We start from the raw sequence: 16,032 nt of genomic DNA on the forward strand, positions 1-16,032 counted from the left end.
ACGGTTAGGGAAAGGAAACACGATGGAGCTCAACATCGACGCCCTGGACATGCTGCCCGCCGACCAGGAGTCGGAGCTGTACCCCTGTGTCAGCACCTGGCTCTGCGACTGGACCTGCTACGCCACCTTCACCTCCTGACGAGGCGGCGGTCGTGACCAGCGTGCTCGGCCCTGATCGGGGCTGAGCACCGGAGGTGGTCCCGTTCCTGGACGTTCGTCGTCCCGGAACGGGACCACCGTTCATCGAACCCTCGCGAAGAGAGCAACGCCGCGTCAGGCGACGAGGAAAGGACCACGCCATGAGCACCCCACAGGGGCCCAGCGACGTCATCTGGGACATCACGTACGCCTGCCCGCTGCGCTGCGTGCACTGCTACTCCGAGTCCGGCAGACGCCCGGCCCGGCAGCTGAACCGTGACGAGATGCTCAGGGCCGCCGACGCGATCGTCTCTCTGCGCCCGCAGGCGGTGGAGTTCGCCGGTGGCGAGCCGCTGCTGGTCAGAGACCTCCTGGAGGTCGCCGAGCGGATCAGCGGAGCGGGGGTGGCGGTCAACCTCTACACCGGCGGATGGACGTTCGACCGCCGGTGGGCCGAAGAGGCGTCCCAGGTCTTCTCCCGGATCACCGTGAGCGTCGACGGGGCGAGCGCCGGGGTGCACGACCGGATCCGCGGACGGGCCGGTTCGTTCGAGCGGGCGATGCGTACGCTGGCCATCCTGGACGACGTCTCCGGGGAGCGCGGTGCCGACCCGGTGGAGTTCGGGGTCGACTACGCGGTTGTGCGGTCCAACCTCCATGAGCTGGAGGAGTTCTGCCGCGCGGTCGCGCCCCGGTTCCCGAATCTGCGCTTCCTCACCTTCGCCGCCGCGGTGCCGTCCGGTCTCGCGAGCAGGAAGGAATTCGCCGAACACGAGCTGCTGGACTTCGGCCAACTGCGCACCCTGGTGAGCCGCGAGCACGTCGAACGGCTGCGTTCCCTCGCCCCCCGCTCGGTGCAGCTCATGACGTCGAACAACATGATCTTGATGATGCACCCGGACCTCGTGCAGCGGCACGGCTTCCCCATGCTGCAGGTGGAGCCGGACGGCGAGGTACGCGCGATGCCGATCTACGAGGGCACCGTCGGCAACCTCCTCACCGAGGACGCCGGCACACTGTGGGAGCGCGTCAAGGAAAGATGGAGCGACCCGTTCGTGGTGGAGGCCCTGTCGGCGGTCCGCTCGATGGAGGGCTGGGCCGAGGCGACCCGGCGCATCGACTACCACTTCGGCACGGACGAGGTCCGCCGGCGCATCGACCGCCGCCCGCTGTACACCTTGGACGACCGGACGAGTGGCCGAAGGCACATCGCGTCAATGGCCGGCCCTGCCTCTGGTCACCAGCTTTGAACGGCCAATAGCTCCACAGCCACCGGCGTTCTGGGTGATTCTGTGCCCTTTCGAGCACGAGGGCCTCATATGGCCCGCTGGACCCGCTAATCGACTTCGGACGGGAGAAGGGTTTCAACCGGAAGGCGTTCACAGGCTTTTGGTTCTGATTGATACTCACAGAATTGTGGACCACCAGCGCAATAACCCACAGATGTGGCCGAACATCCGCGAATGTACGACTCCCTTGTCGGCAGAACGCGGTTGGCATATGTGTGGGACATCGTCCGCTGGAGGAGACCTTGCCACCCAACCGATGGCCGACCGGCACCTTCATGCACCGTCTGACGGACGAGCTGCGCGCGGAGCTTCTTGAGCTCGGGACCTTGCGTACGGTCCCGCCCGGGCACGTGCTGATCAGGCAGGGAGATCGCGGCACATCGATCTGGATCCTCCTGGACGCGCTGGTCAAGGTGACCGCTGGTGTCGAGAACGGCGTGGAGGCGACTCTGGCAATCCGTGTTTCGGGTGACATCGTGGGTGACATGGCCGCCATGGACGGGTCGCTACGGTCGGCAACCGTGACCACCTGCGGGCGCGCGGTGTGCCAACACGTCAAGGGCCCGGTGTTCCGCTCGTTCGTGAGCCGGCGCCCGGCCGTGGCATTGGCGCTGACGCAAGTCGTGGCCGAGCGGCTACGTTGGGCCAATCAGCGGCGCCTCGACTTCGCGGGGTACGAGACGAAGATATGCCTGGCCCGCGTACTGATCGCGTTGGTCTCGAGGCACGGCCGCGCGACGGATGACGGCGTGAGCATCGGCGTCCCGCTCACAAGAGCCGAGCTGGGCATGTTGGTGGGCGCCAAGGAGATCACGACGCAGAAGGCCCTGCGCGAATTGGCCGCGGAAGGAGTCATCCGGCGAGGGCATCGCGACGTGGTGGTGAAGGACCTGGAGAGGCTGACCACGCTCGCCGACCTCCCATTCCTCGCCAAGCCATATTTCTAAGGCTTCTCCCACCGGGCCGTGCCTCACCGTTGAGCCCACCCGCTCATTGGAGATGCCATGGTCACACACGATTACCGTGTCCTGCTCACAGCCGACATCGAGAACTACGGCGGCCGCACCGACGCTCAGCAGCGAACCCTCCAGTCAGGCCTCATCAGCGCTATCGAGACAGCGGCGGACAGCGTTCAGCTGGACCATCAGTCATGGTGCCGTCAAGTTGCCGGTGATTCGATGACCGCCGTCCTTCCCGCCGAGCCCGGTCCTCTCGTCACGATTCCGCTCCTGCTTGACCAGTTCCTGACCGAGCTGGACATGGCGATCGCAGCGCACAACAGCCGGCGCGCCGATCCCACCTGGGCTCGGATGCGGCTACGGCTGGCCGTTCACGTCGGGCCGCTGCAGTTGGACGGCGCGGCCGGATGGCCTGGGCAACATGCGGTGCAGCCTGCGAGGTTGCGTGATTCGGCGCCGATACGGGCCGCGCTCGACACGTTCCGCGACGCCGACCTTGCGCTGATCATCTCGCGCGAGGTGTTCCGCGACTACGTGTCACAGGGACCAGGACGGCCGAGGCCATCGGAGTTCCTGGAGGTCGCCGTAGCGGAGAAGAAACAGAAATATCCGGCCTACCTGTACGTTCCGCACTTCGACGTTCATGACATGGAGATTCCGGAGCCCAAGCCGTCCCGAAAGGAGGCTCCGTCACAGCCGCCGCCGCGGAGCGGGTCGATCACGAACCAGGTCAAAAGAGGCGACATTCTCTTCGCGCAAGGGGACCTCAACATCACTCATGACTCGAAACGGAGGAAGAAATGAGCGACTCCCCACCTGAGAAGTCGAATTCCGAGACCACGCCACCGGATGAACCCCAGGTCGAGGACACATCACCTGAGGAGGAAGACGAAAAATTCGACGAACCGGACAGGCGGTCAATCCGTCATGAAATGACCGTCTCCCGGCAGGAGTGGCAGGAACGCCGGCAGAGCTTGGACGACCTGTACGCCGACGAACTGCCGAGCTCCGGCGCCCGGGACCTGATAGGCCGGGTGAGCAACCGAGTCAAGAAGGGAAATATCTGGTTCGCCCAGGGCGACATACACGTAGGCCAGGGGCGGCCGCAACCGACAGCGACGATCCACGAACTGACGGAAAACGAGATCGAGGACCTACGGCGAACGCTGGTACCGACCCAGTCGCAAGCCGAAACGCTCAGGCTGCTCGACAGTCAGCGCCTGGTCCTGCTCAGTGGCGCGGCAGAGACGGGAAAGGCGACCACGGCCCTGGCGGCGCTGCTCGACTGGGGTGGCAGGGCGAGCTGGATCATTCCGCATGGAGCAAGCACGCCGAATCCCCGCGACTGGAAACTGGAGTCGGGGCACGGCTATCTGCTGGACCTGATCGATACGCCCGATGACGTGGACAGGGTGGCCACGAGTCTTAAGCGTGCCGGCGTCAACGCGAACTGCAGGGTGATCGTCCTGGTGCCGGAGCACGTCCGATCGTCCATCGCGCCCGTGGTCGACCACGATCCACCGCCGAACCGCCGAGTCTTCGCCAAGCATCTGTCCGCTCAGGCATCGATCGCAGGGCTTGCTCGGGACGATCAGCAGATCCTGGACGAGGAGATTCGCGCCCTTTCCGCGCCCTGGCAGGTAGTTGAACTGGTCAGGCAGGTGGTCGGCGCAGTAGAGTCCGGCAGCTCCATCGAGACCATGCTGAACCGGCGCTTCCATCGCATGCGCGCGAAGGTGGGCGAAGACCTCGAAAAGCGCAGGCCGACTCTGGGCCGGTGTTTCATGACCAGCATCGCCGTACTTCACGGCCTGCCCGAGGCGGAAATCTCCGGCGCGGCGCTGGCCCTGGCCGAACGGCTCGACGAGAAGTGGCGTCGTGATCACTCGCCGAAACCGGTCCAACTGTGGGAGAAGCTGCCGGCCTGGCTGAGTTACGTGGATGCCGAGGCCACACCAGCCGGGCCCGGCGGCGGGCGAAGCATAAGGCTCAGACGTCCTGAGCTGGCGGCCGTCATGCTTCGCGTGATCTGGGAAGACCAGCCGACCATCCGCGACTCGTTGGTCGACTGGCTGATCTGGCTCGGCAATGAGGGATCTTCGCATACGAGGATCAAGGTCGGGCACGCGGTCGGAAAGCTCGCGACCTTCGACTTCGCTCTCGTGAACGAGCGGTTCCTGGAGGTATGGAGCCAGTCCCGCCGATCCCGGGACCATCAGCTCGCGGCACTGGCACTGGAAGCCACCGCCGAGGACCCCTCGATGACACGCCGAGTCCACCTCCATCTCGATCTCATGATCCGAGGCAACGATGCGAAGAAGGCGATCGCCATCCGCGCCTACGCCTCGTCCGTCGGTCTCTCCGCACCTGACCAAGCCCTCGCCGCGTTCCGGACCCTGGTCCTGAGCAGGGGCGTCAAGTTCCACCACGACGTGGCACAGTCCATCGCGTACCTCTATCGCAGAGACACCGCGCCCATCATCATGAACCATCTCGCCGACTGGGTCCGTGAGGGAGGATCGGCTGGTCGTCGCGGCGCCGCCCTCGCCTTCGGACGACTGGCCGCGCTGCCCGTTTCGGGCCCCGAACGGCAGCATCTGAGCGAGCTCGATCCCCATCCCTCTCTGGCGACACTCTGGCGCAACGCGCTCAGCTACGAGGAAAAGGGGCGCCTGGCCGTCCCCGAGTCCTGGGATTTGTTGCTGAACGAATGGCTCCGCCATTACGACAAGCGGCCCACTGTACGGGAGATCACGGATCAGATCTTCAGCCTGACCGATGGGCGGAACGCCGAGCGGGCCCTGCTCTACCTCCGGTTCTGGCGGCACCATGGCGAGATCTCCGCCGAACTTCACCATCACCTGCGTCAACTCGTTCACAGGAGCTGATCTCATGCGTAAATGGCTGGCACCCAGGCTCTACCACATCCAGCAGAACCAGCCCGAGCCCGAACCGCCCGTGAACATCGAGCCGTTCATTCTGGCCTCGCCTGCCAAGGGCGACGCTTACAACTTCTCCGTCACCCTCTTTCGAACCGCGACCTCGGGCGGAGTACGGGCCCGAGCCGTCTTCAACGATGAAGTACCGGAGGTGGAGGCGGTCCTCCAGCGCGCGTGTCAGGAGGTACGGTCGACCACCCGGCAATTCGAGATCACCGCGGCGGGCGCGGCGGAACAGGCCACGAACGACAGGCTCCAAGCGATCTCAGGCTCGACGACGGGTGTCTACCGGTGGGCGGTCAGAGCCGAGGTCGACGTTCCCGAGGAGATACGCCAGCTCAACCGGGATGCCTACAGGAAACAGCATGACATCAGAGCCGACGCCGCCGCCGCGCTGCTCCGGATCGAGAGCACAGACGAGGTCCGGCAGAAATGGCAGGACTTTCTCACCGCTGTGGTGGGCAGCGCCCAAGTGGAGCACGCGATCAAACTGGCAGTCTCACCGGACCACCTACCTCAGATCATCGCTGAACTCGTCGAGCAGCGGCAGCAGGGAGCTCAACAACTGCTCGGCACCGTCGACACGATCATGCAGCGGTACGAGAGGGAGGACATGCTCAACTTCGTCGTCAGCAACGAAACGGTGCTCCGCAGGACCTTGGAACTTCTCGGCCTGCCCGTTCCGCCGCTGGAGGACGACACGCTGCTGGTAGGCCGAGCGTGAGGTGCTCGCCAGAGTGCTGTCATTCGGCGGCGACGCGGTCAGGGAGGGGACTCAGTGAGCACGACGTCGATGAGCGCCGCGCTCACTGTGGCCGCCATTCCACCGAGGAGTAGCCAGAACCCCCACCGGATGAGGCGATACTTCTGCCCGACTATGTGGCTGACCCGGTACAGCTGATCAGCGATCCGCTCCAGGTCCAGTGCCGACGACCGCATGAGAGCGTTGGCGACGGTCGCCGGGGAGTCAAGGTGAAGGATGTCGGCGTAGTACATGGCGGCGCCGTGCATCTTTCGCCGATCCAGCCGCGGGTAGACCGCGCTGGCGAGCACGATCACGGACGCAAGAGCAGCCGCCGCCCCTGCCCACCACAGCCACTCGATGGCATTGGACAACGTAAAAGGTGACCAGCTTCCTGCGAGGAGGCCGCCAATGACGGCGCCGAGGCCAATGCCCACGATGCCGAGAAGAACCTGGGCCTTGGTGTCCGCCCGGTTGAGTTCCTCGCGGGCCTCACTGAGCAACTGCGTTCCGTAAGCGCACGCATCGTCCTCAGCTGCCTGCCGTTGCTCTACAGCAGTTCGGGTGAGGGCTCGCACCATCTTTTGGAACACGCCGAACCTCCCGACCGTGGTGATCGCACGCAGAGCATTCCACGATCGCCGTGGGTTGAAGCTCCGTGATGCGCCTTGCCACCATTGGCCGACCCGCAGAAGTGTCGCCGCCGGAGGCGTTTCCGAAGAAGGAAGGTCACCGTGGGGCGGCGCACACTCTTGTGAGGGCACCCGGATCCGAAGAGCGGGATCGCAACGCCAGGGCGGCACCCTGCTGGCGGCGGGTAGCCGAGCAGGACGACGGAGGGCCGTGGCGGCGCGGATCAGTCTGATTCGCCGGCAGCGCTGTCGAGGCTCTTTCTGATGTGATCGCAAAACTTGTCCGCCGTGCGCGCCCATAGCCGCATGATCATTTGCTCGTGATTCGTCAGGCCTGCACACAGCGATTCGTACTTGTACGTACGCCTCTCGCCCTTCGGGTCAAACATGTTGGGAGGAATCTCAAAAAGGTTGGTTACCGAGGCAATTGACTCGTACGGGGTTATCGTCAGTTGGGGCCCTTGACAGCTGTACGAGGAGATCGGCATGCCTGGTCCTGATCGTGAGCTCATGCAGGCAGCGGTGCAACGCATTCAGAAGCTGTCCGACGACAACTGGTGGACTCTGCACGCTTCCTGCCAGCTCATGGAAGCCGACGCCTGGGTGGGGCCGACGGGCAGCCGATTCGATCAGTCGGTGCACAACTCTCAGCGGGAACTGCATGCGATGCTCGCCCAGGCCGTCGCCATGGCCAGGGATGAGCTGGTGAAGACGAGATGAGCTTCAGCGGAGTCAAGCTGCCGGAGTTCGACATGCTTGTCACCCGTCACACCGCAGCCGCCGCGCAAATGGAAAAGCTGGCCTCCCTGTTATACGGAGAGCTCACGAGCGCAGGGCTCGACACCACTCCCGCGGAACGAATCAGAAAGCTCGCGACACAGGTTGGCCAGGAAGCAGATGATCTTCGCAAACGGCAGCGCATCGTCCGTGAGATCGAGCGGCACAAAATCACCCTTGGAACGTCCGTAGCGACGGGATCCCTTATCGCGGTGCCGGACTCGCTCCGCCAGGCCCAAGGACAGCTCGACGGCACACTGGCTGCCAAGGCGGCGGCCGCCGCCGGCCGCGGTGACCGCAAGGCGATGGCGGAGCTTCAGAAGTACGCGGGAAGGGTGAACAATCCGGAGTTCGTCAAGACCTTCCTCGCCAAGCTGGGAGCCAAGGGCGTCACCGAACTTCCGGCCGCGCTGGGCCTGCAGGTGCGCGCCAATGTCAATTCCACGCGTGATCCACAACAGGTGAAACAAGTCCAGCAGGTCATGAAACTGCTGGCCACCACACTGGCGAAGGGGACCGACCCCCAAGACGAGGCGTTCATGGGAGAGGCCTTCCTGAATCAGTTGGTCGAGGAAGGGCGGGCCGAGCACAAGGCGCTCGAAGTGACCTACGTCGGCTACCAGGCTCAGGCGCTGATATGGAGAGCCAGCGACGGCAAGCCGCCTTTCTCCGAGCGGTTCATGGAAGTGGTCGGCAGAGACGCCATCGTGCACCAGAAGGAGCTGTCCGACTCGCGAACTCCTTACGCCAACAGCATGGACCTGGCCACGGTGCTCGGCATCAGCGACTCCATGCAGCCAGGCGGGCCGCGGATGGGGCAGCCGGGAGAGCCGATCAAAGCGAGCGTCATCGATGACCTGGCCCAGGCGGCCCAGTATTCGCTGCCGGCCGCGCAGGCATTGCTCTTCCACACCCCGAAGGGCTGGAACAAGTCGATCATGGCGTACCTGCTCACCGACCGACTGGACGGCTTCAACAAGACGGGGAACCACGCCCCGTTCGCAGGGCTGCTGCGGACGGCGTTGAGCAGCAAGGACAAGGAGTCGCTCAAACACACGAACGAGGCGCTCATCATTCTCAAGAACGAACTCGATGGCGTCTTCGGACGTGGCGGCGATGGCAAGCTTCAGATCACCGACACAGAGAAGCTGAAGCGACTGTCATTCCTGGCCGGCCCGATCGGATCAGTCATGGCCGCGCACATCGACAAGGTTTTCACCGTTTTCGATGAACGCAAGCCAGACCTGAAAGGCATCAACCATGCTGAGATGGATCGGCTGCTGGCCTTCGTGGGATCCGACGCAGCTGCCACGAAATCGTTGGTGGAGGCCGAGGTCCAACGGATGCTGAGCATGGTCCACGAGTCCTACCGGCGGGACGGCGGGGAGCAGATAGAGGACGTACTCATTCCGGAGGCGCGCTTCATGGGCCACATCCTGGAGACCCGGCGACTGTACTTGTTGGCCCAAGCCAAGACTGATGAGCAGGTCAAAGAGGAGATGAAAGGAATGATCAACAGTGTGCTCAGCGAGCTGACCGGACCGGCGGGGAAGTTCGCCACTCGCTTCGGGTTCTTCGGCGACAAGGCGCATGAGAAGCTCACCCCGACGGCGTTCGAGAAGCTCTCGGCGTTATTGGTTGACCGGATGCTGCGGGACGGCATGACCACAGGGTCGGCCATGCAGCAGGCGAGCAACGATCGCACGATGACCATGTCGATGATTGAGACAATGATGCTCAGCGCCAGGATCGCACACGGTCAATGGAACACCGAGGCCCGAGCGGATCTCAAGGGAAAAATATTCGCCACAGACGGCCAGCCTCCTGCTCTCAAGCCGCTCGACGAGATCGTGGCGGACCCGGCCATGTTCGATCAATTCATCAAGTGGGCACGCTGGCACGCCAAGATCGAGAGTGATTTGCAAACCGTGAAAGAGGCGATGGACAACAGTGCCGGCGTGGATGTTCACGAGAACCTCGGCATCGACCGGAACTACTGATATGTCTACACGTACTCTGGCCACGATCCTCGGCACCCTGCTCGCGCTGGCGCTGACATCCGGCTGCAGTAAGCAGAGCGGTCCCCCATCTCCGCCCCCGGCGACGGCGGACCTACGCCCGGTGAGTGCTTCAGGTCCTTACTGGTGTGATGTCATCCCGCAGCAGGCAGTGCGCCTGATCAGCGGCTTGTCCATACCGCTGGAGGAGAACAAAGACGGCGTGCCGACCACCCATGGTGGATGCTTGCTGAGGAATGAGTACACCCGCTTCTCCCTCAACTGGTCGATCCGTGGGGGCGATAACGCGCTTGACCTCGCACAGGAGAACTTCGGTCGCCGGCGACTGGCAGACCTACCGCCTGACCTCGGAAAAGGGTTGATTGCCTACACTGAGGGCGAGCCCAGGACAGGCCCTTACGTCGCCTTCATACTGTTCCGATGCGGCGACAAAAGACCCTGGATGGGCATCGACTTCTCAGAGGTGGCCAAGGGCCGGAACGTGGTCGCAGACCTGGTCGCGTTGCTCCGCATAGCGCGCGACCGATTTGGCGAAATACATCGATGCAGCCCCGAAGCGATGTAGTGCAGGACACTGGCCGACCAGACGCGTAGGACAGTCCAACCAGCTTAGGAACACAATGCGGAGGCTACTCGTCCGATGTGCTGAGACCCAACTTCGCGCGAAGGTATCCGACACCGGCGTGGAAAACTGGAGGCACGGTTATCAGGGCCACGATTGCGTCACCGAGACTGTTCCGTGCGATTTCCATGACCACCCAACCCAAGAACAGGGCCAGCGGGGCCCATGTGCGGGAATTTGAGCGCAGTATCCAGTGTGACACCGCCAACAGCCAGGTCTTCGATGTCCGCCCTGGCGAGCGGCGTAAGGCCAAGGCGAGGGCGGGCATGCCATACAGGAGCCCGACCGCGAACCATGCACGAGCCTGGCGGCCCCGTAACTGTTCAAGATCGCCGAGCCATTCCTTCCGATAGCTCGCTCTGAACGCCGCAGGGAGGATCATCGACGCGAGGGCGAGAACGCGGCCCGCCAGGCCGGTGTCACTCGGTAGGTGTTGACGAGCGATCGTTTCGAGTTCATCCGCAATAGCTTGCAGGCCGAGACGTCTTGCGGCCGGTGCTACGAGATCCACTGTTTCCCGGCTCTTGCGCTGTCGCTTGGCCAGAGGCAAGGGCTGAAGTGTCCGCATGTTGTGCAGTCGATCGAGCACTTTCAGCGTGAGGACGCGATCGTCAGCGCCGTCGATGGCGGCTTGATCGTACTGGCGGTCGAGGTCGCTCATACCCTGGACCAGGCCGGTGATCTCGTCACCGAACTCGGCGCGGAGCCGCGCGGAGGTGCATTCTGTGTCCGTGATCACGTCGTGGAGCAGAGCGGCGCAAACGCTGTCGCAGTCCAGACCCACCTCGGCGACGATTTCCGCGACGGCGACCGGATGGGTGATGTACGGATCGCCGCTCTTGCGCACCTGGCCCGCATGGAAATGGGCGGCAAGTTCGTAAGCGCGCTGGATCCTGCCGAGTTCCACGGCCGTGAATCCGGCGCTCAGCTCGGTCGACAGCGGGGTTACCGGGTGAGTCATGACATCGCCGTCCGGAAGCTCACGACCGTGCGCGACCGCTCAGCCCGATCGAGCGCAGCGCGCGCCTTCACCGCGCCTTTGTCGGTCAGCAGGTAGTAGTGGCGGGCACGGCGGCCTTCGGCCAGGTGCTCGGCCGGAGATTCCTCGTGCCGCTCAAGCCAGCCGAATTCACGCTCCAGCCTCGCCAGGATCGGGTAGACCGTACCGGGATGCTGCTTGGTCTTCTCGCACAGTTCCAGGCCATAACGGCGCTTGGCCGGATCGGAGAGCAGCACTTGCAGCACCAGCATCGTCGGCAAGGTCATCCGAGGGCTATCAGCCATGTATCGAACTCTAAATATCGAGTACGGAGCGTGACATTACTTCAGCGGTGACACCAGTCTGACCTGCCGTTCCCGGGCACCGACCGGACATAGATTCCGTCCATGGAATGGGCACGTCGGCATTCCACCATCGAAAGCAGCTCCAACGAGTTGGCGAACACCATGCACACGGCCCGTGACAATACGCACGACAACCTCAACATCACTGGATACTGACATGCCGTTTCGAACTGCCCGACAGTCCCGCAGCACCGTCGCCGGGCTGTCACTGTTATTCGCACTGGCCGCCGGCTGTACCGATGCCCCTTCGCCGCCGTCGCCCGGTCCAGAGGCCAAAGCTTCGACCAGTCCTGTCGTCGACTCCTCACCCTACTGGTGTGACTTCCTCCCCCAGCAGGCAGTCCGGGCGATCACTGGCCTTACTGTGACGGTCGAGGAGCGCAAGACCGGTGTGCCCACGACTCATGGGCAATGTGCGCTTCGCAATGATTATGACCGACTCTCCCTCGTGTGGTCGGTAAGAGATGGTGACGGCGTCTTGGACATCGCACGCGAGAACTTCGGCAAGAGTCAACTGGCTGCACTTCCGGAGGATCTCGGCACCGGGCTCACCGCTTATACCGCTCGATTGCCGCGCACCAGACCGTACTACACGATGATGTTGTTTCGATGCGGGGACGAACGACCATGGATCAGCGTTGATCTGTCGGAAGTGGCGAAAAGGCGTGACCCGGTGAACGACTTGACGCAATTGCTCACCATTGCCCGCAAACGCTACGGCGAACTACATGAATGTACTCCCAAGCCCAACTAACGCTCTGTACGGCAATTACAGGTGCGCATGCTGACATAGGCGACGCGATGGATCAACGTGATGAGTTGATCAGGCCCTGGAGCTCGTTCCGAACCAGCATCTCGTTGGCGAACATCACGGTCTTGGTGCCGCTCAGGGTGAGGACGGCTCTCAGCACCACGTGATCGTCCGAGGTGATCCGGTCGTGCGCGATCTCTGGGGCGTACGTTCCGAAGGTCCCGCCGTCCCGCATCTTTCCCTCAGGGGTGAGGCGGGTTGTCAGCGCGCGTTCGACGTCGGCGGCGGCGGGTGCTGACGGCAGCACGCAGATGACGTTGACCGGCCGGTCGTCCAGGCTGGCCGGGCGGCGCAGCCCGACGCCATACAGTGTGACCGCGCCGGGAGGGGACGGGGCCATGATCGTGGCGGCGGCGACGTCGCCGAGGCAGGCGGCCACGGCGGCATGCGCGGGGTTGTCGGCCAGAGTACGCTCCCCGCCCAGGACGGCCTCCAGCGGGCCGGGGGTGGAGGCCGCCGCTGCCAGGGAGTCGGTGACCACGACCTGGTTGAGCTGGTTGGTCAGTCCGGGAACGATCAGACGGGACAGGTCTATCTCGGCTCCGGGGGAGAAGGAGAGCCCTTCGTGGCCGCCCATGGTGCGAGGCTTGGCGCCGAGAGCGGTCAGCTTCGTCCGTACGGCCTCCGAGTCGACGTCGCCGTCGAACCGGAACGCCTGCTGCGGAGGCACGCCGATCGAGATCGCCCGGGTGCCGGTCGCGGGAGCCATGCCGGTGGCCTGTGGCAGGGTCTGCCAAGCGGCGCCCAGGCTTCCGAGACCTGAGACCGCCGCGGGAAGCCAGCGGCGATCCCCGCCGGAGCCGGCATCGACGCCGAGGTCACGCCACCAGGCCGGCTCGCCGTATTCGAAGTACGCCGCGGCGGGTCCCTCCCCCGAGACGCTGGCCATCGCGTCCAGCAGCCCGTCTTCACCAGCCTGCTGCGTACAACCGGTCAGGACCAGCAGCGCCATCAGCGCCACGCTCGTTCTCCGCACGAGCGTGAGCGTAGACGGCAAACTTCGGATTCCGTGCATGAATGGGCACCTTAGTTGATCCACCCCTGAGGGACCGGCTCACCCACCGCCGGCATGCCGAGTCCTCTTCGGCTACGAGCGGTTGGCAAGCGTTTGGCAAGTACGCTCGACCACTCTTCCTGCGGAAGGGAGAGAACTTCATGAGCGGATTCCTCCAACCTCCGAAGGTGACTTCGGAGGTACGGCGACTGTTCGACGATGACCTGGCCGAGTGCGGCTATGTCATGAACCTCACCAGGCTGTGGGCCCACCAGCCGGACACCATCGCGGGACTGTTCGACCTGCTACGGCAGTGCGTCGAGGCAGGCGGGCTCGACCTGCGCACCCGCGGCATCCTGGTGACCGCCTGCGCCTCGGCCATGGGGGACTCGTACTGCTCGCTGGCCTGGGGAAACAAGCTGGCCGAGTCCGCCGACGCCCGTGTGGCGTCGGGAGTGCTGCGGGGCGACGACGACGGATTGACGCCCCGGGAGCGAGTGCTGGCGGGCTGGGCGCGGAAGGTGGCACGCGACCCCAACGGGATCGGCCGGACGGACGTGCGCGGGTTGCGGGACGCGGGGTACGACGACTGTCAGATCTTCGCGGTCACCGTCTTCGTGGCACTGCGCATCGCGTTCTCGACCGTCAACGACGCGCTCGGCGCACGTCCCGACGCCGCCCTCCGCGACACGGCGCCGCGATCCGTGCTGGAGGCCGTCACCTTCGGCCGCCCGATCGAGGATCAGCCAGTCTGACCTGTGGCTTCTCAGCCGCAGGTCTTCATCCGCCAGACTCGCCCATGAGCAGGCGCGCGCCCTCGGTCGCGGCTCACGCCGGTTCGAATCCTGCCGGTGGCACTCGATCTCGACCAGCCCGCAGACACGGGCGGGCCTCCGGTCTCACGGAGTCCCGCCCGCTCTTCTTGACACCCACTGGTCAAGCACCGGTTGTGAACAAAGTAGCGATCTTGTACCGTACCTGGCATTTCCCCGCCGATCACCTACCGCCAACCCGTGGTTCACCCCCCGCCGTTAGCATCGCTGCCCTCATTCCTGATCTTCGAAGGACACCCCTCAATGAATTCTCCGCTCGGACGCACCCTCAGCCGACGCGGTTTCCTCGGCGGCGCCGGCGCGGCGGCCGTACTCCTCGGCACCAGTGCCATCCCCGACCCGGCCGGGGCGACGCCGCTGCAGCGCGGTCTGCCGGACAACCCGTTCAAGCTCGGTGTCGCCTCCGGCGACCCGCTGCCGGAGTCCGTCGTGCTGTGGACCCGCCTCGCCCCGGATCCGCTCGCCGCCGACGGGTCGGGCGGCATGCCGCGGCGGCGGGTCCCCGTCCACTGGCAGGTCGCCGAGGACGAGGGCTTCCGCCGGATCGTCAAGCGCGGCACCGCCGTCGCCACGCCCGAGCTCAACCACTCCGTCCACCCCGAGGTGTGGGGCCTGCGACCCGGCCGGCACTACTTCTACCGGTTCAAGGTCGGCACCGACATCAGTCCCGTCGGGCGGACCAAGACCGCCCCGGCCCACGGCGCCCACGTCAGCTCGGTCTCCCTGGCGGTCGCCAGCTGTGCCCTGTGGCAGCAAGGTTTCTACACCGCGTACCAGCGGATGGCCGAGGACGACCTCGACCTGGTCCTCCACGTCGGCGACTACATCTACGAGAACGGCGTACCGGCGAACGGCGGCACCCGTCAGACCACGGTCCCGGACTACCTGTCCCCCGAGACGGTCACGCTGGAGCGCTACCGCCTGCAGTACAGCCTGTACAAGAGCGACGCGGACCTGATGGCGGCGCACGCCGCCCACCCCTGGGCGGTGACCCTCGACGACCACGAGGTCGACAACGACTGGGCCGACGACATCCCGCAGAACCCTGCCGACATCCCGGGCTTCATGGACCGGCGCGCCGCCGCCTTCCAGGCCTACTACGAGAACCTGCCGCTGCGCGCGTCGGCCCTGCCGAACGGTCCGGACATGCAGCTGTACCGGAGGCTCGCCTACGGCGACCTGCTCGACATCAACGTGCTCGACACCCGGCAGTACCGCGACGACCAGGCGGCCGGCGGCGGCCTGGCCGCCCCGAACCCGGACAGCCTGGACCCGAACCGGACGATGATGGGCTGGGAGCAGGAGCGGTGGCTCCTGGACAACTTCGAGCGCTCCCACGTCCGGTGGCAGGTGCTGGCCAACCAGGCGCCGATGGCCGAGACCGACATGGACGACACCGCTGCGGTCTCCGTCTTCATGGACCCCTGGGACGGGTACGACGCGAACCGCCGCCGGGTGCTCGACGGCGCGCGGAACCGCGGGGTCGACAACCTCGTCGTGCTGACCGGCGACCGCCACCGGCACCACGCCGGCGACATCAAGGCCGACTACCGCGACCCGGCCGCCCCGGTGCTGGCCAGCGAGTTCGTCTGCACCTCGATCAGCGCCGAGGGCAACGGATCCGACATGGACTCCTACTCGCAGCTCTCGGTACGCGCCAACCCGCACATCAAGTTCGCCAACTACCGGCGGGGATACCTGCGCTGCACGGTGACCGAGGACCTGTGGAGCACCGACTTCCGGGTGCTCCCGTACGTCGACCGGCCCGGCGCTCCGGCATCCACCCGAGCCACGTACGTCGTCGAGAACGGCCGCCCCGGCGTCCAGCTCGCCAGCGAGGGTCCGATCGTCTGACACCACCCGCACCAGGAGGTGGGCCCGGGTGGGCCCACCTCCCGGGCATGTGTACGGACGGAGCCGTCTGTCGGAGGCGA

The 16,032-nt window shown here is 65.0% G+C and carries 16 protein-coding genes; 12 read left to right on the forward strand and 4 right to left on the reverse strand.

The genetic code is table 11. The annotated features are described in order from the left end of the window. The first annotated feature begins 22 nt into the window (after positions 1 to 22). From AB0K05_RS29295 to AB0K05_RS29320, 6 genes are all read left to right on the forward strand, one after another. Positions 23 to 139, forward strand: coding sequence for an ALQxL family class IV lanthipeptide (locus tag AB0K05_RS29295; RefSeq protein ID WP_219545916.1), 117 nt, complete (start codon positions 23 to 25; stop codon positions 137 to 139). Between the two features lie 160 nt (positions 140 to 299). Then, on the forward strand, positions 300 to 1,388 hold the full coding sequence (locus AB0K05_RS29300) for a radical SAM protein (protein WP_364233317.1): 1,089 nt from the start codon (positions 300 to 302) through the stop codon (positions 1,386 to 1,388). A gap of 314 nt (positions 1,389 to 1,702) precedes the next feature. After that, positions 1,703 to 2,374, forward strand: coding sequence for a Crp/Fnr family transcriptional regulator (locus tag AB0K05_RS29305; protein WP_148034242.1), 672 nt, complete (start codon positions 1,703 to 1,705; stop codon positions 2,372 to 2,374). 57 nt (positions 2,375 to 2,431) lie between these two features. Then, positions 2,432 to 3,190 (forward strand): hypothetical protein, encoded by a 759-nt coding sequence (locus AB0K05_RS29310; protein WP_364233321.1) that lies wholly within the window; start codon positions 2,432 to 2,434, stop codon positions 3,188 to 3,190. Then, entirely contained in the window at positions 3,187 to 5,274 is a 2,088-nt protein-coding gene (locus AB0K05_RS29315; RefSeq protein ID WP_364233323.1) for a hypothetical protein, read from the forward strand. The genes AB0K05_RS29310 and AB0K05_RS29315 overlap by 4 nt, the downstream gene beginning before the upstream one ends. A gap of 4 nt (positions 5,275 to 5,278) precedes the next feature. Continuing rightward, on the forward strand, positions 5,279 to 6,049 hold the full coding sequence (locus AB0K05_RS29320) for a hypothetical protein (RefSeq protein ID WP_364233326.1): 771 nt from the start codon (positions 5,279 to 5,281) through the stop codon (positions 6,047 to 6,049). Positions 6,050 to 6,087: 38 nt separating this feature from the next. On the opposite strand, the gene AB0K05_RS29325 is transcribed toward AB0K05_RS29320, so the two are convergent. After that, positions 6,088 to 6,660, reverse strand: coding sequence for a Pycsar system effector family protein (locus tag AB0K05_RS29325; protein WP_364233327.1), 573 nt, complete (start codon positions 6,658 to 6,660; stop codon positions 6,088 to 6,090). 549 nt (positions 6,661 to 7,209) lie between these two features. Here AB0K05_RS29325 and AB0K05_RS29330 point away from each other — a divergent pair. From AB0K05_RS29330 to AB0K05_RS29340, 3 genes are all read left to right on the forward strand, one after another. Further along, positions 7,210 to 7,419: a hypothetical protein gene (locus AB0K05_RS29330; protein ID WP_364233329.1), complete on the forward strand. Its 210-nt coding sequence runs from the start codon at positions 7,210 to 7,212 to the stop codon at positions 7,417 to 7,419. Further along, entirely contained in the window at positions 7,416 to 9,476 is a 2,061-nt protein-coding gene (locus tag AB0K05_RS29335) for a hypothetical protein (protein ID WP_364233331.1), read from the forward strand. The genes AB0K05_RS29330 and AB0K05_RS29335 overlap by 4 nt, the downstream gene beginning before the upstream one ends. A gap of 187 nt (positions 9,477 to 9,663) precedes the next feature. Beyond that, positions 9,664 to 10,059: a hypothetical protein gene (locus AB0K05_RS29340; protein WP_219545921.1), complete on the forward strand. Its 396-nt coding sequence runs from the start codon at positions 9,664 to 9,666 to the stop codon at positions 10,057 to 10,059. 64 nt (positions 10,060 to 10,123) lie between these two features. On the opposite strand, the gene AB0K05_RS29345 is transcribed toward AB0K05_RS29340, so the two are convergent. Together AB0K05_RS29345 and AB0K05_RS29350 are read right to left on the reverse strand one after the other, a co-directional pair. Then, a complete protein-coding gene (locus AB0K05_RS29345; RefSeq protein WP_364233333.1) occupies positions 10,124 to 11,077 on the reverse strand; it encodes an HD domain-containing protein in 954 nt (317 codons plus the stop codon). Then, a complete protein-coding gene (locus AB0K05_RS29350) occupies positions 11,074 to 11,400 on the reverse strand; it encodes a helix-turn-helix transcriptional regulator (protein WP_364233336.1) in 327 nt (108 codons plus the stop codon). Before AB0K05_RS29350 ends, AB0K05_RS29345 begins: the two co-directional genes overlap by 4 nt. Before the next feature lie 217 nt (positions 11,401 to 11,617). On the opposite strand from AB0K05_RS29350, the gene AB0K05_RS29355 reads away from it, so the two are divergent. Beyond that, positions 11,618 to 12,214: a hypothetical protein gene (locus AB0K05_RS29355; protein ID WP_364233338.1), complete on the forward strand. Its 597-nt coding sequence runs from the start codon at positions 11,618 to 11,620 to the stop codon at positions 12,212 to 12,214. 52 nt (positions 12,215 to 12,266) lie between these two features. On the opposite strand, the gene AB0K05_RS29360 is transcribed toward AB0K05_RS29355, so the two are convergent. Next, the gene (locus tag AB0K05_RS29360) at positions 12,267 to 13,247 is read right to left on the reverse strand and encodes a hypothetical protein (protein WP_364233341.1); all 981 of its coding nucleotides are present in this window, start codon (positions 13,245 to 13,247) and stop codon (positions 12,267 to 12,269) included. A gap of 179 nt (positions 13,248 to 13,426) precedes the next feature. On the opposite strand from AB0K05_RS29360, the gene AB0K05_RS29365 reads away from it, so the two are divergent. Both AB0K05_RS29365 and AB0K05_RS29370 read left to right on the forward strand, forming a co-directional pair. Continuing rightward, positions 13,427 to 14,020, forward strand: coding sequence for a hypothetical protein (locus AB0K05_RS29365; protein ID WP_364233343.1), 594 nt, complete (start codon positions 13,427 to 13,429; stop codon positions 14,018 to 14,020). Between the two features lie 321 nt (positions 14,021 to 14,341). Further along, the gene (locus tag AB0K05_RS29370) at positions 14,342 to 15,952 is read left to right on the forward strand and encodes an alkaline phosphatase D family protein (RefSeq protein ID WP_364233346.1); all 1,611 of its coding nucleotides are present in this window, start codon (positions 14,342 to 14,344) and stop codon (positions 15,950 to 15,952) included. The last annotated feature ends 80 nt before the right edge of the window (positions 15,953 to 16,032 follow it).

Source organism: Nonomuraea sp. NPDC049486 (assembly GCF_040676925.1).
GTDB classification, from domain to species: domain Bacteria; phylum Actinomycetota; class Actinomycetes; order Streptosporangiales; family Streptosporangiaceae; genus Nonomuraea; species Nonomuraea ferruginea.

Excerpts from the sequence above, each read along its gene's own strand:
- AB0K05_RS29295 (WP_219545916.1), top strand. The coding sequence starts at position 23 with ATGGAGCTCAACATCGACGCCCTGGACATGCTGCCCGCCGACCAGGAG.
- AB0K05_RS29300 (WP_364233317.1), top strand. The coding sequence starts at position 300 with ATGAGCACCCCACAGGGGCCCAGCGACGTCATCTGGGACATCACGTAC.
- AB0K05_RS29305 (WP_148034242.1), top strand. The coding sequence starts at position 1,703 with ATGCACCGTCTGACGGACGAGCTGCGCGCGGAGCTTCTTGAGCTCGGG.
- AB0K05_RS29310 (WP_364233321.1), top strand. The coding sequence starts at position 2,432 with ATGGTCACACACGATTACCGTGTCCTGCTCACAGCCGACATCGAGAAC.
- AB0K05_RS29315 (WP_364233323.1), top strand. The coding sequence starts at position 3,187 with ATGAGCGACTCCCCACCTGAGAAGTCGAATTCCGAGACCACGCCACCG.
- AB0K05_RS29320 (WP_364233326.1), top strand. The coding sequence starts at position 5,279 with ATGCGTAAATGGCTGGCACCCAGGCTCTACCACATCCAGCAGAACCAG.
- AB0K05_RS29330 (WP_364233329.1), top strand. The coding sequence starts at position 7,210 with ATGCAGGCAGCGGTGCAACGCATTCAGAAGCTGTCCGACGACAACTGG.
- AB0K05_RS29335 (WP_364233331.1), top strand. The coding sequence starts at position 7,416 with ATGAGCTTCAGCGGAGTCAAGCTGCCGGAGTTCGACATGCTTGTCACC.
- AB0K05_RS29345 (WP_364233333.1), bottom strand. The coding sequence starts at position 11,077 with ATGACTCACCCGGTAACCCCGCTGTCGACCGAGCTGAGCGCCGGATTC.
- AB0K05_RS29350 (WP_364233336.1), bottom strand. The coding sequence starts at position 11,400 with ATGGCTGATAGCCCTCGGATGACCTTGCCGACGATGCTGGTGCTGCAA.
- AB0K05_RS29355 (WP_364233338.1), top strand. The coding sequence starts at position 11,618 with ATGCCGTTTCGAACTGCCCGACAGTCCCGCAGCACCGTCGCCGGGCTG.
- AB0K05_RS29365 (WP_364233343.1), top strand. The coding sequence starts at position 13,427 with ATGAGCGGATTCCTCCAACCTCCGAAGGTGACTTCGGAGGTACGGCGA.
- AB0K05_RS29370 (WP_364233346.1), top strand. The coding sequence starts at position 14,342 with ATGAATTCTCCGCTCGGACGCACCCTCAGCCGACGCGGTTTCCTCGGC.